Annotated in this window: 17 protein-coding genes; 7 read left to right on the forward strand and 10 right to left on the reverse strand. The window is 34.5% G+C overall.

What is annotated here, in order from left to right:
- Positions 1-108 precede the first annotated feature (108 nt).
- From QMG60_RS04320 to QMG60_RS04340, 5 genes are all read right to left on the reverse strand, one after another.
- Positions 109-4,680 (reverse strand): type IX secretion system membrane protein PorP/SprF, encoded by a 4,572-nt coding sequence (locus QMG60_RS04320; protein ID WP_281866987.1) that lies wholly within the window; start codon positions 4,678-4,680, stop codon positions 109-111.
- Position 4,681: 1 nt separating this feature from the next.
- Positions 4,682-6,115 (reverse strand): gliding motility protein SprC, encoded by a 1,434-nt coding sequence (sprC, locus tag QMG60_RS04325; protein WP_281866988.1) that lies wholly within the window; start codon positions 6,113-6,115, stop codon positions 4,682-4,684.
- Positions 6,112-6,519 carry a hypothetical protein gene (locus QMG60_RS04330; RefSeq protein WP_281866989.1) on the reverse strand — a complete coding sequence of 136 codons (408 nt, stop codon included), beginning with the start codon at positions 6,517-6,519 and terminating at the stop codon, positions 6,112-6,114. The genes sprC and QMG60_RS04330 overlap by 4 nt, the downstream gene beginning before the upstream one ends.
- 102 nt (positions 6,520-6,621) lie before the next feature.
- Positions 6,622-7,914 carry a hypothetical protein gene (locus QMG60_RS04335; protein ID WP_057115432.1) on the reverse strand — a complete coding sequence of 431 codons (1,293 nt, stop codon included), beginning with the start codon at positions 7,912-7,914 and terminating at the stop codon, positions 6,622-6,624.
- A 189-nt stretch (positions 7,915-8,103) separates the two neighbouring features.
- Positions 8,104-8,556, reverse strand: coding sequence for a hypothetical protein (locus tag QMG60_RS04340; RefSeq protein WP_057115433.1), 453 nt, complete (start codon positions 8,554-8,556; stop codon positions 8,104-8,106).
- Between the two features lie 433 nt (positions 8,557-8,989).
- Between QMG60_RS04340 and QMG60_RS04345 the strand changes: the two genes are divergently transcribed.
- From QMG60_RS04345 to recA, 4 genes are all read left to right on the forward strand, one after another.
- Positions 8,990-10,138: a DNA polymerase III subunit delta' gene (locus QMG60_RS04345; RefSeq protein WP_281866990.1), complete on the forward strand. Its 1,149-nt coding sequence runs from the start codon at positions 8,990-8,992 to the stop codon at positions 10,136-10,138.
- Positions 10,139-10,145: 7 nt separating this feature from the next.
- Positions 10,146-10,529 carry a hypothetical protein gene (locus QMG60_RS04350; RefSeq protein ID WP_057115435.1) on the forward strand — a complete coding sequence of 128 codons (384 nt, stop codon included), beginning with the start codon at positions 10,146-10,148 and terminating at the stop codon, positions 10,527-10,529.
- A gap of 122 nt (positions 10,530-10,651) precedes the next feature.
- Positions 10,652-11,161: an acyl-CoA thioesterase gene (locus QMG60_RS04355; protein WP_134138772.1), complete on the forward strand. Its 510-nt coding sequence runs from the start codon at positions 10,652-10,654 to the stop codon at positions 11,159-11,161.
- Positions 11,162-11,318: 157 nt separating this feature from the next.
- Positions 11,319-12,326 (forward strand): recombinase RecA, encoded by a 1,008-nt coding sequence (recA, locus tag QMG60_RS04360; protein ID WP_057115437.1) that lies wholly within the window; start codon positions 11,319-11,321, stop codon positions 12,324-12,326.
- Between the two features lie 548 nt (positions 12,327-12,874).
- On the opposite strand, the gene QMG60_RS04365 is transcribed toward recA, so the two are convergent.
- Positions 12,875-13,621, reverse strand: coding sequence for a lysophospholipid acyltransferase family protein (locus QMG60_RS04365; RefSeq protein WP_281866991.1), 747 nt, complete (start codon positions 13,619-13,621; stop codon positions 12,875-12,877).
- A gap of 156 nt (positions 13,622-13,777) precedes the next feature.
- Positions 13,778-14,155, reverse strand: coding sequence for a GxxExxY protein (locus tag QMG60_RS04370; RefSeq protein ID WP_281866992.1), 378 nt, complete (start codon positions 14,153-14,155; stop codon positions 13,778-13,780).
- Positions 14,156-14,419: 264 nt separating this feature from the next.
- On the opposite strand from QMG60_RS04370, the gene trpS reads away from it, so the two are divergent.
- The gene (gene trpS, locus QMG60_RS04375; protein WP_281866993.1) at positions 14,420-15,394 is read left to right on the forward strand and encodes a tryptophan--tRNA ligase; all 975 of its coding nucleotides are present in this window, start codon (positions 14,420-14,422) and stop codon (positions 15,392-15,394) included.
- A 258-nt stretch (positions 15,395-15,652) separates the two neighbouring features.
- Here trpS and dprA read toward each other — a convergent pair whose 3' ends face one another.
- Positions 15,653-16,753 carry a DNA-processing protein DprA gene (gene dprA, locus QMG60_RS04380; protein ID WP_057115441.1) on the reverse strand — a complete coding sequence of 367 codons (1,101 nt, stop codon included), beginning with the start codon at positions 16,751-16,753 and terminating at the stop codon, positions 15,653-15,655.
- Between the two features lie 237 nt (positions 16,754-16,990).
- Here dprA and QMG60_RS04385 point away from each other — a divergent pair, with 237 nt between their 5' ends.
- A complete protein-coding gene (locus tag QMG60_RS04385) occupies positions 16,991-17,962 on the forward strand; it encodes an SPOR domain-containing protein (protein WP_057115442.1) in 972 nt (323 codons plus the stop codon).
- A gap of 123 nt (positions 17,963-18,085) precedes the next feature.
- On the forward strand, positions 18,086-18,526 hold the full coding sequence (locus QMG60_RS04390) for a hypothetical protein (protein ID WP_134138777.1): 441 nt from the start codon (positions 18,086-18,088) through the stop codon (positions 18,524-18,526).
- A 41-nt stretch (positions 18,527-18,567) separates the two neighbouring features.
- On the opposite strand, the gene QMG60_RS04395 is transcribed toward QMG60_RS04390, so the two are convergent.
- Both QMG60_RS04395 and QMG60_RS04400 read right to left on the reverse strand, forming a co-directional pair.
- A complete protein-coding gene (locus tag QMG60_RS04395) occupies positions 18,568-19,329 on the reverse strand; it encodes a hypothetical protein (RefSeq protein WP_281866994.1) in 762 nt (253 codons plus the stop codon).
- A 76-nt stretch (positions 19,330-19,405) separates the two neighbouring features.
- Positions 19,406-21,685, reverse strand: a complete 2,280-nt coding sequence (locus tag QMG60_RS04400) for a helix-turn-helix domain-containing protein (RefSeq protein ID WP_281866995.1) — start codon at positions 21,683-21,685, stop codon at positions 19,406-19,408.
- Between the last annotated feature and the right edge of the window lie 96 nt (positions 21,686-21,781).

Raw genomic sequence — 21,781 nt, forward strand, 5'->3', positions numbered from 1 at the left:
TGTTTTTTAAAGGGGCATTTAAAAAACAGCATATACTCTTTATTAAAATTTACTTTATGTTCCTCTTCTTTTTTCAAAGAAGCCGCATCTATATAATTAATTCTTCTTCTAATTCTCAACTTTTACTATAGCCATTTTGCCGTTATATGGTTTAGTTCCTTTCGCTTCTAATGCTTTGGTTGCCTCTTGTAAACCATCATACTTTTCGTAATAGATATAGTATTTACTTGTGGCTACATTGTAAAAGAAATTTACATCTGAACGTCCTGAAGCAACCGCTTTAGTCAAGAACTCATCACGTTTCTCTACACTGTTATGCACCGCAATAATTAAATAATAACCACTATCAGAATTTTTAATATTCTTAATAATCTGCATATTTGACTGCTCTTCACCAAAATCAAAATCATTTGCCGTCAATGGGGTACTGCTTAATTTAGTCGTTTCTTTAATACGTTTAAGAGCAGCAATGTCCTGCGCGTATCTTCCTTGATCATTCTCGTAAGCTGCACGTTTAATTCTACGTTTACGCTCAATTTCTGTCTCTGTTTTAATACGCTCTAAGTCGGCTAATAATGCAGCGCCTTCTTTTTCCATTCTTAATTGAGCCGCTTTCAGTTCGTTTATCTTATCCAGATACGCTTTGTTTAACGGATCGTTTTTAGGGAATTTTTTAAGTCTCTCGTTATAAAGATTAGTCAGCTTATTGATTTCATTTTTCATGCTGTTATTTGCTTCAGCAATCTGTAATTTTAAAGCTTCAATCTGACTGTTTTCTGCCGCAACACTTTTGAAAGGTTTTGGCTCTCTATAAATTCCTTTTTCACTTAAATCATTCTCTTCTTTTAAATCACTTAAGTCTTTTTGTTTATTAGCAACAGTTGCTGTGAATTGTGCTAATAAATCATTTTGTGTTTTACTTGTATCATCAATAGATTTCGTCAAATCATCAATTGCTTTAGCAGTAGCATCTTTAGCTGAAGCTGCAAGAGCAGCTGCTTCTGCATCGGCTTTCGCTTTTTCTGCTGCTAATTTTGCCTGACGATCTTCTTCTTCTCTAAGTCTTCTTGTTTCTTCTTCCGCTTTTAATTTCTCTGTAGCTTCTGCATCAGCTTTCGCTTTTGCATCGGCAAGAAGTTTTGCTTGAAGAGCAGCCATATCTGCTTTCGCTTTTGCATCAGCGGCAAGTTTAGCTTCTAATGCTTCAGCATCTGCTTTTGCTTTGGCATCGGCTGCTAATTTAGCTTGACGCGCTTCTTCATCAAGTTTCGCTTTAGCTTCTGCGGCTTGTTGTGCCTTTAATGCTTCTGCATCTGCTTTTGCTTTGGCATCCGCAGCAAGTTTAGCTTGTAATGCTTCTGCGTCAGCTTTTGCTTTTGCGTCGGCAGCTAATTTAGCCTGACGTGCTTCTTCTTCAACTTTTGCTTTAGTTTCAGCAGCTTGTTGTGCTTTTACTGCTTCAGCATCCGCTTTTGCTTTTGCATCGGCCGCTAATTTAGCCTGACGCGCTTCTTCCTCTTCTTGTAATTTTTTCGCTTCTGCATCTGCTTTCGCTTTTGCTGTAGCTTCTGCGTCTGCTTTAACTTTTGCATCAGCCAATAATTTTGCTTGAAGAGCAGCCATATCTGCTTTTGCTTTAGCATCAGCGGCAAGTTTAGCTTCTAATGCTTCCGCATCCGCTTTTGCTTTGGCATCTGCAGCTAATTTAGCTTGACGTGCTTCTTCTTCAACTTTTGCTTTAGCTTCTGCGGCTTGTTGTGCCTTTAATGCTTCTGCATCTGCTTTTGCTTTGGCATCCGCAGCAAGTTTAGCTTGTAATGCTTCTGCGTCAGCTTTTGCTTTTGCGTCGGCAGCTAATTTAGCTTGACGTGCTTCTTCTTCAACTTTTGCTTTAGCTTCAGCAGCTTGTTGTGCTTTTAATGCTTCTGCATCTGCTTTCGCTTTTGCGTCGGCAGCAAGTTTAGCTTGTAACGCTTCGGCGTCAGCTTTTGCTTTCGCATCTGCAGCTAATTTAGCTTGACGTGCCTCTTCCGCTTCTTGTAATTTTTTCGCTTCTGCTTCTGCTTTTGCTTTTGCAGTTGCTTCAGCATCGGCTTTAACTCTGGCGTCAGCAATTAGTTTTGCTTGTAGAGCTTCCATATCTGCTTTTGCTTTTGCATCTGCAGCCAATCTAGCTTTTTCAGCTTCAGCATCGGCTTTTGCCGCAGCTTCTGCCGCTAGTCTTGCTTGTTGTGCTTCGGCTTCCGCTTTTGCTTTATTATCTGCTTCTAATTTTGCTTTTGCTGCAGCTTCGGCATCGGCTTTCGCTTTTGCATCTGCAACAAGTTTCGCTTGAAGTGCTTCAGCATCTGCTTTCGCTTTTGCTTCTGCAGCTAATTGTGCTTGACGAGCATCTTTTGCTTGTTTCAATTTTAATGCTTCCGCATCGGCTTTTGCTTTTGCTTCGGCAGCAATTAGAGCTTGTCTAGCCTCTTCATCTGCTTTTGCTTTTGCATCAGCAGCTAATTTTTCTTTAAGAGCAGCTTCCTCTGCAGCTTTTGCTTTTGCATCTGCAGCAGCTTTTGCCTTATTAGCAGCATCAATAGATGCTTTAGTTTTTGCTTCAGCTGCGGCTTTTGCTTTTGCTTCTGCAGCTAATCTAGCTTGTAATGCATCTGAGTCTGCTTTCGCTTTTGCATCGGCAGCAAGAATTGACTGCATATCTGCAGCTTCTGCTTTCGCTTTTGCATCGGCTTTACGTTTTGCTTCAGCAGCTTCTGCTTTCGCTTTATTATCTTCAATTAATTTTAATCTTGCAGCCTCAGCATCTGCCTTAGCTTTTTCTGCTGCTGCCAGTCTAGCTTGTCTTGCAGCTTCGGCATCAGCTTTTACTTTTTCAGCAGCGGCTAACCTTGCTTTAGCAGCAGCTTCTGCATCTGCTTTTGCTTTATCTGCAGCTAATTGTGCAGCTGTTTTTTGCGGAGCGGCTACTGGTTTTGCAGCGGCAGCTTTTGCTTTCTCAGCAGCTTCAGCATCGGCTTTTGCTTTTGCATCTGCAGCTAATTTTAATTTCATTGCTTCCGCGTCTGCCTTAGCTTTGTCAGCTGCAAGTTGTGCCTGTGTTTTTTGCGGAGTTGCAACAGCAGCTTTCGCTTTTGCGGCAGCTTCAGCATCAGCTTTTGCTTTTGCGTCTGCAGCTAATTTTAATTTCATTGCTTCTGCATCAGCCTTCGCTTTGTCAGCTGCAAGTTGTGCTTGTGTTTTTTGTGCTGCAGTTGCTCCTGGCTTGTTTGCAGCGGCTTGTGCTCTTGCAGCGGCAGCAGCATCCACTCTAGCTTTATTATCTGCAGCTAATTTTATTCTACGTTCTTCTGCATCTGCTCTTGCTTTATCAGCAGCCAATTGTGCAGCAGTTTTTTGTGTTGCAGCAACTGCTCTATTTGCTGTGGCTGTTTGTGCTCTCGCAGCAGCAGCAGCATCGGCTTTTGCTTTTGCATCTGCCGCTAATTTTATCTTAATAGCTTCAGCATCTGCTTTAGCTTTGTTGTCAGCTTCTAATTTTGCTTTTGCAGCAGCTTCGGCATCTGCCTTAACTTTCTCTGCAGCGGCAAGTCTGGCTTGTTTTGCTTCAGCATCGGCTTTTGCTTTTGCTTCGGCTGCCAGTCTATTCTTTTCAGCAATCTCAGTTCTGTTAACTTGAGTTGCTTCTGATTTTGGTTTTGCAGGTACTGGCTTTGGTTTAGATGGATCAATCAATGATCCTTCATCATCATCTCCGTAATAATAATTTCTGTTTTTGAATTTATAGGCAATGGCAAATTCGTGTGATCCGCCTAGGTTTGAGAAATTGCCCATTCCTCTTTCGTAGTTATATTCAATAGCAATGCTTGGAGAAATATTAACCCCAAGTCCCGCTGAAACTCCATATAAAGTGTTGTAACCTGCTTGTGCCCAAACTCCTTGTTGAAGAGTCAACATACCAAGTCCGGAAATAACTGTTTTGTCTTTTTTAATCTCTGTTTTTAAAATACCTGAAAATTTACTTCTGTCAAAAAATCCATAGCTGTCAATGTACCCAGTGTACATTGCATGAAGTTCAATTGCTCTTTCTGGATCATCTTTAACCATTCCGGACCCAAAATTGTAAAGCACTAAATTGTTGATCGACAATCCGAAATCTAGAAAAGTTGTACCATAGTTAATACCTGGATTTACGGTAAGAAGTGTACTTTTAGGAAATTCTCCAGTTAGAATATCTGAATCGTCTGAGATAATTTTTCCTGTATTTAAACCGCTTTGGTAAGCACCAACATTTAAACCAAAAGTCAAATTACTGTCTTCTTGAAGAACAATGTTGTGCGCAAAATTGACAACACCTCCAAAAACAGTCATTAATCCATAATTTTGTTGAAATAATGCAACTGCAAAAGCATCATTTTCTTTGATACGTCCAGAATAATTGGCAATATAAGTCTGTGGAGCATCATCAAACTGAACCCATTGTCTCTTATTATAAAAGCTTATATATGGATTTGTTTCTCGAACAAAACTGAATGTTGGGTTAATTAAATATCTATTAAACTTTAAAGAATTTCTGATAGGTAATGAAAACGAAACAACTCCATCCTCAGAAGCATTTTGAGAATAGAGTACATTTGAAAAACCGTAAAATAAAGTGATGAATAGTAAAATTTTCTTCATATTATTTTATCACAGTTATTGATCCTTTTTTTTCACCTGTGTCGCCTTTAATGACATAGTAATAAACGGGATTTACATTTTTAAAATCTATATTGTTTTGAGGCCAATCGCCTTGATAATTCACTACATCGAGAACCTTATCTCCGTTTGAACTAATAATAATTACACTGGTAGAAGCATTCTTATATTCATCTGGAATATTCCAATACGGATTCATCCCGCTCAACTTTATGATATTTGGAATAACTGTTGACGGTCCGGAATCACCATTAATTTTAAATGAAAACTCTCTGTTTGCAATACAACCAGAGGCTTGAGAAATTTTTACTTTGTAATTACCTTTTACGGATATCACATATGAACTTCCTGTTTCTCCAGCAATTAAATTGTTGTTTAAGTACCATTCGAAAGTAGCATTTGTAGCATCTGTTGTAACATTAACCGTTAATGTTTCACCTTCACTTAGTTTATATCCATCTTGAGCATCTATGCTTGCTTCAAATCCGTTGCTTTGAAGATTAATACTTCCTGTAGCTTTACATCCTCCAAAATCTACTTCGACAGTATAAACTCCAGATTCATTTGTTGAATACGTACGATTTGTTGCACCTGCTATAACTACTCCGTCTTTTTTCCAAACATAACTATTTCCTGAAGTTGCTGTTAAAACCGTTCCTGTACCGCTGGCACAAAATGGGTTACCTAAGCTTGAATCGATTGTAACAGCAGAACCGCTGCTAGAAGAAGTGACATTGACACGATTAGAACTAAAGTTTACATCAGAACATTGTCCGTAATCAATCTCTGCATAATATTTTCCTGTACTGTTTACAACTATCTCTTTAGAACTTTGTCCTGCTATTAGAACATCGTCTTTATACCATTTGTATTTGATATTAGCGATACTGGCAGGAGAAGGTGATTCTGAACTAATAGAAAGTGTTAAATTACCGCCAGAACAAATCATAGCGACATCACTTTTGTTATTAATAAAGAAAGGACCTTCGAATTGTTTAAAATAAGCAGGAAAAGAAGTATTTCCCAAAGAATTTTTAAATCTCGTACTAGTAACTCCAGTTGAACTTTTCACTCTTAAACTGTAGATGTCAGAACCAACTAAATCTGTTGGCACTGCGTATTTAATTGTTTTTTGAGTAGCAGAAACATCGATTGTCTGTAGCAGTGTCGTAGCAATAGGAGAAGTAAAATTTCCCGCAGCGTCTGAAAGCTCAACTACAAAAGTAGTACCTGCGGGAAAATCTATATAACTGAAACTAGCATAAAATTCATTAAACGAATTTCCAGCACAAAGCTTTTCTAAACCATCAAATGTTTGAGGCACTATAGTTTGCGCATAAGAATTCGATTTAGCAAAGAACAAAATGCTAAATAAAAGTAAAAATTTAGTAAAAGATAAAGTAATTTTTTGAATCATATAGTGCGTGTTCTTGCTAAGTCTATACGCTCAAAAAACAAAATATCAATGAATGTTTCAGAAAAATCATACTTGTAGTTTTCAATTATATCTTTTGCAAGAATTGAAGTTGCTGTAAGCGATGAATTTTCCTGACATTCGTCAGATACAGTATTTGGTTCAGCTACTATAGTAAGGCTGTCCTTGGGGTTGGACATCCCTACTATAAACTGATTAAATTTATCTGAATTGCTGTTTTCAATTACAGCATTAGTATTATTTTGGTTAACATTACCTAAAGTTAATGTGCACTCAGAACCAGCAGCCTTTGTAGGTTTTTCTGCTGTATTCTGTGCATATAGAGTTAACGAAATAGGCGAAACCAAAAATATTATATATAAAAAATATTTTTTCGTAGATACCATTATGTTTTGATCTTTATTTGGGTCCGTTAGAGACGATACATAAATTGTGTCTGGGGACTTTATTAATAAAATTTACGCGTGGAAATAAAAATCGAAATCTATTTATCTATTGCCGCTTGAAGCCGTGATTTTTCCTAGTTGTAATCTGAAATCTGGTTTTTTAGGGTTTGCGATATCAATGAATGTTTCATTGTTACTGCTTTGAGAATAAACGTTAAAAAACACGCTATTTCCATACCAGCTCTCTAAATCTTCATTATTAGAATTGTACTCTGTAAAGATGTTTCCGTTACATAAGTTGAAGTACATTTCTTCAAATTTGATTTTTTTAAGATTAGCATCGTTGATTTCAATTTTACTGTCTAATAAAACAGCAGGATTGAAACCAGAGATTACACTACGCTTTAATTCAAGAGAAGCAGCTTCTGCAACATATACACATTCTTTTACTAACCCTGCTTGAATATCAGCTTTGATATTTTCACTGTCATTAAGCATAGTAATATTTGTAGCAGCTACGAGAGTTTGTTTTTTTGTAAAGTCTGTTTCGTTCTTTTTCTCATAAGATTTCACCTCCATACAACGAGATCCGTCTTTGTTACTTGATAAGTAAGAAGATCTAACTGCTAAAGAGTTGAATAAACGACATTGTACACCTTGTGTAAATTTAAAGTCGTCGTTGATAGATTTATAAGAAACTAATTTAGAAGCATTAACATCTCCACCGAAGAAAGCAAATGAATCTCCTCCAGAGTAGCTTACCATTACATTGTCAATAATCGTTTTATTACCAACACCTGCAATAGTTAAACCGTTAAATGTATCTAAACCTTTTACTTTTTTACCAGCAAACTCGATTCTAACAAATCTTAAAATTCCAGAGTTTGAAGCTACGTTGTCTCCACCGTAAGTAGTAAGAGTTGGGTCAAGATCAAGGTTGTAAGAACCTACATTTCCAAATTTATTAATTGGAGCATCACCAAGAATTACAAGTCCACCCCAGTCTCCAGCTTTTTTCATGCTGCGGTTTGAAGTAAATACAATTGGATCTGTTTCTAAACCGTCTGCAACAATTTGTGCACCTTTTGTAACTACCAATGTTCCTTTTGTTTCGAAATCACCAATAATTAAAGTTCCTGGTTCAATAGTTAAAACAGCATTGTTTGTAACATATACGTTTCCTTGCAAAACGTAGATATTTCTTTTCAGCAATTTAGTATTAACAGAAATATTTCCTGCTAAAATTTGGTTTGCTTCTCCATAGTCCACTTTGTTAGGCTTAAACTCAGTCCAATTGTTTAACCAATTGTTGTAGCCCATAATTCCTTTCTCTTGTTGAGCACTCATACTCGTAACTGTCAAAAGAACGCAGATTAATTGAGTAATTTTTTTCATGATAAGGGGGGTATTACGGTTAATAATAAATTTGGGTATGCGTAAATGAAAAAACTCCTCTCGAGTTTTCCGAAATTATCAGAACCCTCGAGAATGAGTTTTTTTTTATTTTGTTTCTCAAGAATGTTCAAATAGATTTCATCCATCTACGTAAACATTTCGAAAAAGGTTTTAAAAAAAATATCTTTATTACATTTCGTTCAAATCGTTGAACTCGTGTAATGATTTCAATGTACTTTCGTAGAACAAGATTGCAGCGATTAGATTTCCTTTATCAGAGTAAGGCATCATTTTTCTTTGGAATTCTACTGTAGTATCCAAAAATGTTGATGTACCAACTGCCTGAGCATCTAAAACTTTTTTGTGTTCGTTATCGTCTGGAATACCAAGATCGGCCATAGTAACTCCAGGTTTTGTAACCAAAGCAATGTAAGGAAGGGTTTTTACAAGAACCTTGATACGCTCAATGTATAATTCCAAAAGTTCTCCTTTTTGCATACCGCTCAATTCTTTTTGATCATGGTATTTACGAATAAGAGCTGTTGTACTAATAATACTTCTTGGTGCGTTTTTTGCCTGTGCCGAAACGGCTGCAGTAGTTAAGATAAAAAGTGCACTTAACAGAGTAATTTTCCCTTTCATAGATTCTTATTTATAATTGGTTGTTGATAAAAACAAAAATATATAAATTAACTTAAATTACAACTCTAATGATTTTTTTTTTCAAAAAAAAACCTTAAAAAAACCTTAAAAACCAGTGTTATGTCGAGAAAATGTGCGTTTTAACGTGCTTTTTGTTAAATTTGTTAAAATCTAAACCGTAAGATAATCGCTATAAAAAAAACGAATCCTTTCTTTTAAATAATAAAAAAATACTTACGTTTCGCGTTTTTTGAAAAAAAATATTAACAAAAAAATCTTGATATCTGCTCAGGTTGAGACATTTATTAACAAAATTATGTCGAAAGTCATCCGAAAAAAATCGAAAAATGAGTTTGTAATTTCAAAATTATAACTACGAAATAATCTTATCTGTAAAATTTTTGACTACATCATTTTCTTCTATCTTTGCTCCATGCAATTTTCTCAAATTTTAGGTCAAGATTACATCAAAAGCCACTTGATAAAAAGTGCTGCTTCTGGTAGAATCCCGCATGCACAATTATTCGTTGGTCCAGAAGGAAGTGGCACATTAATCACTGCCATTGCTTATGCCCAGTACATTTTATGCAGTAATACAGGCGACGAAAATTCAAACGGAAACGATTCTTGTAATCTTAAGTTTGAAAACATTTCACATCCAGATCTGCATTTTATTTATCCAACCGTTACTACCGAAGATGTAAAAACCAAACCCAAAAGTTTAGATTTTATACAAGACTGGCGCAGTTTCATTCAAGAAATGCCCTACGGTGGTTTGTTCGATTGGTATAAAATTCTTGGTGTACAAAACAAACAGGGAGAGATTCGTGTTGAAGATGCGCAGGAAGTGTTAAAATCACTTGCTTTGAAATCTTATGAAGGCGGTTATAAAATCATGATTATCTGGATGGCCGATAAAATGAATATCGCCGCTTCTAATAAACTTTTGAAACTTTTAGAAGAACCGTCAGATAAAACCATGTTTATTCTGATTTCTGAAAATGAAGAAGATATTATTCAAACCATTCGTTCGCGCTGCCAAGTAATTCACTTTAACGGACTTCCTGAAAAAGTTATAGCCGAAGCTTTGGTTGCACGAGAAAATATAGATCCGAACTTAGCTAAAAAAATTGCGCATCAAGCGCAGGGTAATTTTAGCAAAGCACTGCATTTATTAAAAGAAGATGATGACGAATTTCCGTTTGAACAATGGTTTGTAAATTGGGTTCGAGCAGCTTTTAGAGCAAAAGGAAATGCAGCAGCCATTCAGGATTTAATTTCCTGGAGCGAGCAAATCGCTGCGCTTGGACGCGAAAGCCAGAAAAAATTCATACAGTATTGTATCGAAATGTTCCGACAAGCTCTGATGTTAAATTATCAAGCGCCGAGTTTAGTTTACATAGAACCAAAAGTTGATAAATTTAAACTCGAAAATTTTGCGCCTTTTGTAAATGGAAACAACATTCACGAAATTTTTAAAGAACTTTCAGATGCCATGTACCATATTGAAAGAAACGGAAATGCAAAAATAATTCTAACCGATTTATCTATCAAACTAACTCGTTTAATTCATAAAAAATAGATTTCAAATGAACAATGTTGCTTCAATCTTACTTTTGGCATTTTTAGCCTTAACTTTTTTACAATCGGGCTACGAAAAAATTTTTTATTGGAATGATAATGTAACTTGGCTTAAAGAACATTTTGCCAAAACACCACTAAAAAATCAAGTACCGCTCGCTCTTTTACACTTACTGATATTAGAATTAATTTCGGGAATCTTATGTGTTGTCGGCGGTATTCAATTGCTAACAAATAACGGAAGAGAATTTGGTTTTTATGGAGCTATATTTTCATGTATTTGTCTCTTAATGATGCTTTTCGGACAAAGACTAGCAAAAGATTACGATGGCGCGAGAACCATTGTCATATATTTTATACCGGCTGTAATGGCAGTTTATTGGTTGAATTAACAACCGTAAATATTTTAAAGTTAGCAATAGATTTCACAAATTCTAACAGATTTTAATCTGTTTAATCTGTGGCAAAAAAGTCCAATTATTGGGCATCCAAACAAAATTTTATTATTAAGAAAATGAATCCAAAACATCCTTCAGAATCTCTAACTATTTTAACTGATTTAGTTTTACCGAGCGAAACTAATCCTTTAAACAATCTTTTTGGCGGCGAATTATTAGCCCGAATGGATCGCGCTGCAAGTATTGCTGCCCGCAGACATTCACGTAGAATTGTAGTTACGGCTTCTGTAAATCACGTTGCTTTTAACAGAGCTATTTCGCTTGGAAGCGTTGTAACGGTAGAAGCAAAAGTTTCAAGATCATTCAAAAGTTCTATGGAAGTTTTTATTGATGTGTGGGTAGAAGACCGCGAATCTGGAAACAGAACCAAAGCAAATGAAGCAATTTATACTTTTGTTGCTGTAGACGACACTGGACGACCAGTTGAAGTACCTGCGATTGTACCTGAAACCGATCTAGAAATACAACGTTTTGACGCGGCGCTTCGTCGTAAACAGCTGAGTTTATTACTTGCCGGAAAGATAAAACCATCTGATGCAACAGAATTAAAGGCTTTATTTTTATAGTACAATTTGTGCAAATTTGATACAATTTGGGACAATTAACTTCAAAAAAAAGAACTAATTTTACCAAATTACAAGTCACAAATAAAAACCAGGAAGTTATTTGCTCTTTTTGATTTTTGTTTGAAAGAAAATAACAATTTAGACACTTAATAAAAAGATGAGTTCAGACAAAGAAGCCAAATTAAAAGCGTTACAATTAACGCTTGACAAACTTGACAAAACCTACGGAAAAGGAACCGTAATGAAAATGGGCGACAGAGCCATTGTGGAGGTAGAAACGATTTCTTCTGGTTCACTTGGCGTTGATTTAGCTCTTGGAGTGAATGGTTATCCTAAAGGAAGAATTATTGAAATATACGGACCAGAATCTTCTGGTAAAACTACTTTGACGCTTCATGCTATTGCAGAAGCTCAAAAAGCTGGAGGTATTGCTGCTTTTATCGATGCGGAACATGCTTTTGATAGAAACTATGCAGAAAAACTAAATGTTGATATCGAGAATTTAATTATTTCTCAGCCGGACAATGGTGAACAGGCTTTAGAAATTGCAGAGAACTTAATTCGTTCTGGAGCAATTGATATTGTCGTAATTGACTCGGTTGCAGCGTTGACTCCAAAAAGCGAAATCGAAGGTGAAATGGGAGATTCAAAAATGGGTCTTCATGCTCGTCTAATGTCTCAGGCTTTGAGAAAACTTACTGGAACTATCAGCAAAACAAACTGTACTGTTTTCTTTATCAACCAGCTTCGTGAAAAAATTGGTGTAATGTTCGGAAATCCAGAAACTACAACTGGGGGTAATGCACTTAAATTTTACGCTTCTGTGCGTCTAGACATTCGTCGTTCTGCACAAATCAAAGACGGTGAAAATGTAATTGGAAACAGAACTAAAGTTAAAATTGTTAAAAATAAAGTTGCCCCGCCTTTTAAAACTGCCGAATTTGACATTATGTATGGAGAAGGAGTTTCTAAAACAGGAGAAATTTTAGATTTAGCTGTAGAATTTGACATCGTTAAAAAGGCAGGATCTTGGTTCAGTTATGGCGATACAAAATTAGGACAAGGTCGTGATGCTGTTAAAACTTTAATTAAAGATAATCCAGAACTTGCTGACGAACTTGAAGTTAAAATTAAAGAACATATTAAAGAATTAGCAAACGCTTAATCTCATATAAGTCAAAAAATGACTAATCTAAATCCTGATAGACTATAAAATCTGTCAGGATTTTTTTATTCAAATAAAAATAAAAACTTGACGCAACCTTTTCGACAAAAGTGCATCTATTAAAAAAAGCAGGGTTTCCAAATTGGTAAGCCATATATCAATTTGAGGCTTTTTTAGAATTTAAATTGGTTGGTTATTTGAATTAAAACCCGTTAGTAATTCATACTGACGGGTTTTATCAAATTTTTTTTACTTTTTTTTCCAATTTTGACGCAACCATTTTTATTTTTCTCTATCTATAATAATGTGACATTAACTTGAGTTATTAATTTAAACTCTTTATTATCAACCATTAATATTTTTAGCCATGAAAGAAAAAATAGAATTGTTGTACAATAAAAACCGAAGAAAAACCAAATTGAAATTTAAAAAAGTATTGCGTTTTATTTCTGAAAAAATAATTCATAGATAACTTTTGAATAAAAATGGGGGGTTTTTAATTCAAAAACAAAAGCCGATAGATTTCTTAAATCTATCGGCTTTTATATTTATTTGGTCTTCTGGAAATCAACCAAACCATCGTAAATTATATTTCGAACCTGATCTTTAAGTTCTTTCCTATGATCAATGGTCAAATTTTTTGTTTCTATAAAAGGAAGAACTTTAACTCTCATTCTGCCAGGACTTCCGCTTAAAAAAGTATACGAAAAACGTTCTTTATTATCGGCAAAAACTATTGGAACAATCGGAATTTGATGATCTATTGCTAGTCTGAAAGCCCCGTCTTTAAATTCATCGAGCAAAATACTTTCATCGTCTGGGACGCCGCCTTCTGGAAATATACAAATACTTAAACCTTGATTTAAACGGCTTTGAGCTCTTTTAAAAACTTCATTTTTACTTCTTGAAGAACTTCTGTCAACCAAAATGCAGGTCCTTTTATAGAAAAATCCGAAAAGCGGAATCTTCACAAGCTCTTTTTTCCCAACAAAAACAAACGGATTTTTAATTATGGCCAGCATAAGCATTATATCTGTCATTGAGGTATGATTGGCCACAATCATATAACTTTTGCCTTTAATGAGCTTCTGTTCGCGTTTTACGGTATAGTAAAAACCCATTCCGAAAAGAATGAATTTAGCCCAAATCCGAGCCATTTTAAAAAAATAGGGATAACCTTTCTCTGAGATAATAGAAGTCAGTAAAAACGGCAGCATAATCAAAATCGGAATGGCCATTAAAATGTAAAACCAAATGCGCCATAAAACCCAAAAAGCAATTTTAAATATTTTCATAGTTTCAAAAGTAAGAAAACAGAAATGAATTTAATAAAGTTTTTTATTTTCCTAAGCTCGTTGCTTTTTTAACGCAGAGCGCACAAAGGGCTTCGCAAAGGAAAGAAGTTTTATTTCTTTGAGAGATTGCTTTGCAACAAGTTCGCAAAGCTTTATTTATAAATTATTTACAACTCTTCTAATACCATTTTTTAAAAGACTTTCATTGAAATTTACCAATAAACCAAGTTTAAAATTTCCTAACTTCAAGTAGGTTAATGTTTGTGCCAAATGGTTAACGGTAAGTGATTCTACGCTTTTTACCTCGATTAGAAATTTGTTTTCAACAAGCAAATCAATACGATAGCCACAATCCAGCTTTACTTCTTCAAAAACTAATGGCAAAGCTTTCTCTTTTTCGACAAGAAGACCTTTTTGTTTAATCTTATAAAACAAACATTCTTTATACACATTTTCTAATAAACCTGGTCCAAGTTTTTTATGAATTTCAATAGCTAACCCAATTACAATATTTGATATTTCGTTTTCTGTCATAATCTAAAAAAAAATCAAAATTATAAATATTTTCTTATAATTTAATTGAATGGTTTTAATTCAGACTACTTTACAGAAGATAAAGCTTAGTGAACTTATTGCAAAGCAATCTCTCAAAGAAATAAAACCTCTTTCCTTTGCGAAAACCCTTTGCGCGCTCTGCGTTAAAATGACTCACAAAAAAACAAAACAATGCGATAAACCTTTGCACACTTTGCGGTTAAAAAAAACATCACGACATTTGCATTTCAGAAAAAATCTAGAATGGCAAAAATACTTACGGGTGTTCAAAGTACAGGAACACCGCATTTAGGAAATTTATTAGGAGCAATTATTCCAGCAATCGAATTGTCAAACAATCCGGATAACGAATCTTTTTTGTTTATTGCTGATTTACATTCGATTACTCAGATTAAAGACGGAAAAACTTTAAGAGAAAACACCTACAGCACGGCTGCGGCTTGGCTTGCATGTGGTTTAAATCCTGAAAAAGTGACTTTCTACAGACAATCTGATGTGGTGCAGACTACTGAATTGACTTGGTATTTAAGCTGTTTTTTCCCTTTCCAAAGATTGACTTTAGCACATTCTTTCAAAGATAAAGCGGATCGTTTAGACGATGTTAATGCTGGACTATTTACGTATCCGATGTTAATGGCTGCAGATATTTTATTGTATGATGCTGAATTTGTTCCCGTTGGAAAAGATCAACTGCAGCATTTAGAGATCACTCGCGATGTCGCTTCTCGTTTTAATCATCAAATGGGCGAAACTTTTGTAATTCCTGAAGCAAAAATTCAAGAAGACATAATGCTGATTCCTGGAACAAATGGAGGAAAAATGAGTAAATCTGCTAATAATATTATTAATATTTTCTTGGATGACAAGACATTACGCAAACAAGTAATGAGTATTGAAACTGACAGTACGCCGCTTGAAGATCCAAAAAATCCAGATACTTGTAATGCATTTGCTATTTATTCTTTATTAGCAAATGAGGAACAGATTGCACAAATGAGAGCCAATTATTTAGGCGGAAATTATGGTTACGGTCACGCCAAACAAGCTTTGTTTGAACTGATTACTGAGAAATTTAAAACTGAAAGAGAAACATACAATTACTACATCAATAACCTTGAAGAGGTAGATGCTCTATTGAAAAAAGGTGCAGCAAAAGCTTCTGTTGTTGCCGATGGTGTTTTAGCAAAAGTTCGCGAAGTACTTGGTTTCGCAAAATAAAATTTAAATTTCATAAATTAAAACGTTGATCAAGTTTCAAAACTGGTCAACGTTTTTTTTGTTAAATATCTGAATATTTTTTTGTAACTTCATCTATATTAATCTTTTAAATAATAAAAAGATGAATAAATATATTGAAGATTATGATGTGCCGCCCTATTTATTTCAAATCTTAAATATCCTATTTGGGTTATTACTGATTTTTATACTTTACAAATTGTACAAACACTTCAAAAATAAAAAATAAGATTTTCTGCGTTAAATTGACTCAAAAAGTTTTCCAGGAAGTGGTCGTATTAAGCCTTTAAGTTCCATATTAATTAAAATTCCCGACATTCTATAAATTGGAAAATCACATTTAACAGCAATAATGTCTAGCAATTCTTTTCCGTTTTTTTGAAGAAAATCATAGATCTTCTGTTCGTCAGGTTCTAGTTCTATAAAAAGCTGTTTCTGAATACTTTTTGATTTTTCTTTAATATCCCAATTCAACATATAAATCAAATCGGCTGCATCTGTTAATAGATTAGCTTTCTGAGTTTTAATCAAATTATTACAGCCTTGACTGTATTTGTCTGTAACTCTTCCAGGCACAGCAAATACATCACGATTATATTCATTGGCCATATTTGCCGTTATTAACGAACCTCCCTTGTCTGCAGATTCGATTACAATTGTTGCTTCGGTCATTCCTGCTACAATTCGATTTCGGCGTACAAATTTTTCTTTATCAGGATTAGAATCGCTCCAAAATTCAGTTATAAAGCCGCCGTTCTCCTCCATTTTTGCCATGTACTTTTTATGCGTTCTGGGATAGATTTGATTTAAACCATGAGCCAAAACTCCAATGGTCTGCAAATTATAATCCATCGCGGCTTGATGTGCAACAATATCAACACCATAAGCAAATCCGCTGACGATTATAGGGTCTAAGGGCGCCAAATCTTCGATCAGTTTTTTACAAAATTCAGTTCCATACGAAGTAATCTGCCGAGTACCGACAATGCTGATTATTTTCTTGTTTTTAAGATCAATATTCCCAGCTGTAAAAATTAAAATTGGCGCATCAATACAATGCTTTAATCTTTCGGGATAGCTTTCATCTTTAAAACAAGAAATCTGAATATTGTTCTTTTGTATGAATTCTAATTCTTTTTGAGCCTTTTCAAAAACACTTTTATCTTTTAAGTTCTTCAATAAAACCGTTCCAATTCCGTCAACTGCTGCTAGTTGATTGTTTTTTGCATTAAAAATAGCTTGAGCACTGCCAAATGAATGGAGCAGCTTTTTACCCATTATATCACCCACTCCATCAACCTTTAGCAGGGCTAATAAATAAAACAATTCTTGATCGGTCATCTTTTAAAACATTATGTAAAATAGAAAAAATAATTTTACTTTTTAGGAGGCGCAAATATCATTAAAACAAAGTAATTTCTTAATAAATTTTAGAATTAAAATCTATTTACTTTTTGTACTAAGCCAAAACATTGAGCTAAATATTTGAAAACGAATTGTCTAAAAATAATTGTGAATTGTTAATAAAAATTGTGAATAAAATTTTGATAACTATAAGCGATGCATAACTTTGTTACTATGAAAATCGAAGTATATATCTCGCAGTTATTGTATCGTTATCAGTGTGTAACGGTTCCAGGATTTGGTGCATTTTTAACCGAAATTCATTCGGCTCAGCTGAATGAGAGCACTAATTCGTTTTTTCCTCCAAAAAAAACCATTTCTTTCAACAGCCGTATCAAAAATAATGACGGATTGCTGGCAAATCACATTGCTCAAGCTGAAAAAACATCTTATGGTTTTGCAGTTAGCGCAATTGCTTTTGAGGTTTTAAATTGGAAAAAAACTTTAGATGAAAATGGTGTTATTCTTTTAAAAAACATTGGAGAGCTTCGTTTAAATTCTGAAGGGAATATTGTTTTCAGACCAAACGATCAAACTAACTATTTGGCTACTTCTTTCGGATTAAGTCCTTTTGTTTCTCCAGTTGTGAAAAAAGAAATTTTCGAGAAAAAAATCGAAAAGATTGCGGCAAAAGAAAAAGACGCTGTTTTGTTATATGAAAACGAAGAACAGACTAAATCTTCAAATTCATTCTTAAGATATGCTGCTATTCTAGTTTTAGGACTTGGAATTACAGGAAGCATCGGTTATCCATTGTACCAAAACCAAATTGATAACCAAACCCTTTTGGTAGAAAAATCGGTTCAGAAAAAAGTACAAGACAAAATTCAAGAAGCAACATTTTTTATCAAAAGTCCGCTTCCAGCTGTTACGCTTTCTGTAGATTCTGCTAAAGTTGAAACTGTTGAGCCAACAATGCCATACCACATTATGGCCGGTGCTTTTAGAAGCGAACAAAATGCTAGAAAAGCTTATAATCAATTAATTAAAGATGGTTTTAAAGCTAGAATGCTAAAAGAAAATAAGCACGGTTTGTTTCCGGTTTTATACGGAAGTTATGCTACAATGAAAGAAGCTGAAGTAGCTCAGAAAGAAATACAAAAAGGCGAAAATCCACAAGCCTGGATCTTGGTCGAAAACTTATAATTTTAAAAATCCTGTTCTTTTGAACGGGATTTTTTTTGTCCTATTCTGTTGTTTTAAAAAATTTGACTGGCACTTTTTGAAGATTCCTTCGAATAAATTCGTCCCGTAAAAATTTAAAACAAAATGAATAAAATCTTCAAAACCCTAGTATTCTTATTATTGCTTAATTCGCAGTCATTTTTTGCACAGCAAATTCAAAGTAACAATGCTCAAAATTTAGAGCTAAAAAAAACAGAAGCTGAAACGCAAAAAATCTTAAAAGAAAATTATAAAAGATTGGATGACAAAATTGAACAGCTGAAGAAGGAGCAGAAAGAACTGGAAAGCAAAAAGAAAAACCTTTCGAAATCTGAAAACAATTTGAAATCGACGAAGGAAAAAATCAGCAAACTTGAACTTGCTAATCAGAAAATTGAAAACAAGATTACAACATCTTCAATTTCTGATGAAGAAATTCAAAAGCAGAGAATCAAAACTAAAGAAAATGAGGTCAACATTCAGAAGCTTAAACTGACTCAAATTACTCAGGAAAAAGAACTTGAAAAAGTGATTTCAGCAATCTAATTAAAAAGCCTAATTCATAACGAATTAGGCTTTTTTAATGTTTATCGTGAAACAATTTTTGCATCTTGTGATAGAATTTTTTTCTCGGCTTGATATACAATTAACGCCGCAGGCGCCGAATTTTTTTCGCCCAAAACGATAAAATGACATTCATATCTAAAATCACCTTTTTTAAATTCGTAATGATGATTCCCTCCTGTTCCATCGGCAAAGAAAACTCCATTTTCAATTACTAAATCTGGCTTGTCTGTCATTTTTTGTTTGATTGACCAAGAAGCGTAGCGATATTTGCCATTTCCTAAATCATCGATTCTGATTCGAAATTTTGACGTTTCTAAAACCGCAACAGGTTGTTTGAAATCTGAAATCGAACTGTTTACATTTTTTTTCTGAGAAGCAATCAGCGAATTTTTTAATTTTTTCTCTGCTTCTGACTGGTAATTTATGCTGATGATTTTTCCATCAGTATCAATCCACAAATCTCCTTGATTCAGCATAATTCCTCTCCAACCCATTTCCGACCAATCTTTTGCAGGATCTGATTTGCTAATTTTTTCAACTAAAATCGGGTCGAAAATTTGATTGTATTTTTTAACAAAGTCCGTTTTATTTTTTATCGCTGGAATTGGAGAATCTCTTTTTAATGGAAATTTTATCCGATTGGAAACAGCTGTTTTATTACCGCTCTTTACCTCTGAAATAAATTTCGAAATAATTTTTTGGTATTCAGGTTTCAAATCCTGTGCGCTCATGCTCAAAGCACAAAACATAAAATAAATTAAAAACAATCTGACTATTTTCATATCAAAATAATTTAATGCGTTATAAATAAGTATTTTGAAAAACGAAAATGATGTTTCACGTGGGACGTCTCGAAAATCAATTAATGCTGGCTTTGAACATTTTTAGTTCATCCCAGGTAAATTCATCTCCATGTTTTTCTTTCAAACCGCTTAGAGATTCTTCTTGATAAAACTCAAACGCTTCTCTCAAAGCCAAAATTTTATCATAAGGTAAAACATCCGTTATTTCAATTTTCTTCGCTTGGATAAGTCTTATCAAATGTCCTTCTATAGTTTGAACATTCAATTTACGCATTCTTGCGATATCTTCAACAGAATTTTTCTCCAGCCACAAATCATACGTTTCTTCGACTGTTGTTTTTTTAGCCGTTTTAAGCTCATTTTTATCTGCTTTAGCTGGTTTGTATCGAACAACGGGTTCTTCGGTTCTAAAAATGTCTGTATTTGTTATTTTAAGCTCATCACGAATCCTTTCGGCTTTATTGCTTTTATAATTTCTAATAAATGGAGATGAAAGCTTTTCTTTGGAGATTGCTTCGCCAGAAACCATAACTTCGATCAACAATTTTGCTTTCAACAATCTCAAAACTGCTTTTGTCTGGAGATCTTCTAAAAAATGCAGCTCTTCATAAAATTCTTTTACTTTTTTAAATTTTTGGATTTCTGCAATTTTATAAATCAAATCATCGACCAATTTGTCCATTGGTTTGAAAAAATAATCATAGGCGGCTTCTACCCTTTCTTTCACAAAAAATAAATCAACCGTTTCTTTGTTGAAAATTTTATTCAGCTGAATGATGAATTTCTGGGAAGGCTCTAAAAGCTGTTCGATTGTGTCTAAACGCTTATGTGCCCAAACGGTATGCTTTGATTTTTCTGAACCTGTCGCATTTTCGTTATAACTAAAACGATGATTGCGCCACTCCTGCGCGAGTTCTGTCCAATTAAAACTGTTTATCAAATAGTTATGAATAAAATTCTTGGTTTCAAAATGCAGTGAGTTTTTCAAAATTTCTTCTGTTGCTTTGTTCAAAGCATAATCCATCACATCTTGATCGTTCGAAATGCCATTCATCTGCATCGGAGAAAGCAAAATAAGCCCGTTTAACGAACGCAAACGCGAAAGTGCAACATAGGCTTGTCCCGGCAGAAAAACTTGCGATACATCGAGCGCAGCTTTGTCGAAAGTTAAACCTTGACTTTTGTGAACCGTAATCGCCCAAGCAAGTTTGATGGGATAATGCGCAAATGTGCCTAAAACTTCTTCTTCGATTTCTTTTGTCTGTTCGTTGACTTTGTACCGAATATTTTTCCATTCGTACTTTTCCACTTCAAGTGTCATATTCTCTTCTGGAAAATGAACAAAGATTTCCTCGTCTGAAAGTGATTTGATTACACCCATTTTTCCGTTGAAATATCTTTTTTCGAAAGACAAATCATTCTTAACGAACATGATTTGTGCTCCGACTTTCAATTTTAATTCTTCTTCGACTGGGAAAATCTTTTCTGGAAAATCGCCCACAACAAATGGCGTGTATATATACTCTTTACCATGTAAATCATTGATTGACTGTGAGTTAATAGAATCTGCCTTAGCGTTATGCGTTGTAAGCGTTATGTAGCCTTTGTTTTCCTTGAAATCAAAATCGGGCTTAACATATTGATTTAGAACCGCAACGTCTTCTGGTGTAATCTGGTTATTTCGCAGATTATTCAAAACCGAAATAAAAATATCGTCTGTCTGGCGATAAATTTTAGACAACTCGATATAAATCGGCGGATTGAGCTGCAGCACATGCGAATGAAAAAAGAATTTTCCTCGATAGTAATTTTTCAAAGTTCTCCACTCTTCATCGCGAATAACCGGCGGTAACTGTAATAAATCTCCAATAAATAAAACTTGAACACCTCCAAAAGCTTGGCTGTTTCGTCGCACAGACTGCATCATAAAATCAACTGCATCCAATAAATCTGCGCGAAGCATACTGACTTCATCAATTATCAGAAGCTCCATATTTCGAATTACATTTCTTTTGACGTTATTCATCTTAAAATGACGGCGAAGCGATTCTTTATTTTCAAACTTAACCGTGTCTGTAAATTGCGCATTCCCCTCGTAAGACGGAATAAAGGCTGAAAAAGGAAGTTGAAACATCGAGTGAATTGTTACTCCACCTGCATTCAAGGCAGCGATTCCTGTTGGGGCAACTACTACCGTATTTTTGTGGGTTGTGGCAATAATTTCGCGTAAAAGCGTAGTTTTTCCTGTTCCTGCTTTACCAGTAAGGAAAATAGATTTTTGCGTCTGATTGATGAATTGTAAAGTGTAAGCTGCCGCTTCTGAAACGTTTTGCATTGGGCTTGTATTAAAAAATAAAATTACCGCATTTTTATAAAAAGAAAAAACCTAAATCTTAGTGGATTTAGGTTTTCAGTAATTTAGTTAGTTTGG

Origin of the sequence: Flavobacterium sp. GSB-24 (genome assembly GCF_027924665.1) — a bacterium.
Lineage (GTDB): Bacteria > Bacteroidota > Bacteroidia > Flavobacteriales > Flavobacteriaceae > Flavobacterium.

Excerpts from the sequence above, each read along its gene's own strand:
- QMG60_RS04350 (WP_057115435.1), top strand. The coding sequence starts at position 10,146 with ATGAACAATGTTGCTTCAATCTTACTTTTGGCATTTTTAGCCTTAACT.
- QMG60_RS04370 (WP_281866992.1), bottom strand. The coding sequence starts at position 14,155 with ATGACAGAAAACGAAATATCAAATATTGTAATTGGGTTAGCTATTGAA.
- QMG60_RS04355 (WP_134138772.1), top strand. The coding sequence starts at position 10,652 with ATGAATCCAAAACATCCTTCAGAATCTCTAACTATTTTAACTGATTTA.
- QMG60_RS04330 (WP_281866989.1), bottom strand. The coding sequence starts at position 6,519 with ATGGTATCTACGAAAAAATATTTTTTATATATAATATTTTTGGTTTCG.
- QMG60_RS04340 (WP_057115433.1), bottom strand. The coding sequence starts at position 8,556 with ATGAAAGGGAAAATTACTCTGTTAAGTGCACTTTTTATCTTAACTACT.
- dprA (WP_057115441.1), bottom strand. The coding sequence starts at position 16,753 with ATGACCGATCAAGAATTGTTTTATTTATTAGCCCTGCTAAAGGTTGAT.
- sprC (WP_281866988.1), bottom strand. The coding sequence starts at position 6,115 with ATGATTCAAAAAATTACTTTATCTTTTACTAAATTTTTACTTTTATTT.
- QMG60_RS04395 (WP_281866994.1), bottom strand. The coding sequence starts at position 19,329 with ATGAAAATAGTCAGATTGTTTTTAATTTATTTTATGTTTTGTGCTTTG.
- QMG60_RS04365 (WP_281866991.1), bottom strand. The coding sequence starts at position 13,621 with ATGAAAATATTTAAAATTGCTTTTTGGGTTTTATGGCGCATTTGGTTT.
- QMG60_RS04385 (WP_057115442.1), top strand. The coding sequence starts at position 16,991 with ATGAAAATCGAAGTATATATCTCGCAGTTATTGTATCGTTATCAGTGT.
- QMG60_RS04390 (WP_134138777.1), top strand. The coding sequence starts at position 18,086 with ATGAATAAAATCTTCAAAACCCTAGTATTCTTATTATTGCTTAATTCG.
- QMG60_RS04320 (WP_281866987.1), bottom strand. The coding sequence starts at position 4,680 with ATGAAGAAAATTTTACTATTCATCACTTTATTTTACGGTTTTTCAAAT.
- QMG60_RS04345 (WP_281866990.1), top strand. The coding sequence starts at position 8,990 with ATGCAATTTTCTCAAATTTTAGGTCAAGATTACATCAAAAGCCACTTG.
- QMG60_RS04335 (WP_057115432.1), bottom strand. The coding sequence starts at position 7,914 with ATGAAAAAAATTACTCAATTAATCTGCGTTCTTTTGACAGTTACGAGT.
- recA (WP_057115437.1), top strand. The coding sequence starts at position 11,319 with ATGAGTTCAGACAAAGAAGCCAAATTAAAAGCGTTACAATTAACGCTT.
- QMG60_RS04400 (WP_281866995.1), bottom strand. The coding sequence starts at position 21,685 with ATGCAAAACGTTTCAGAAGCGGCAGCTTACACTTTACAATTCATCAAT.
- trpS (WP_281866993.1), top strand. The coding sequence starts at position 14,420 with ATGGCAAAAATACTTACGGGTGTTCAAAGTACAGGAACACCGCATTTA.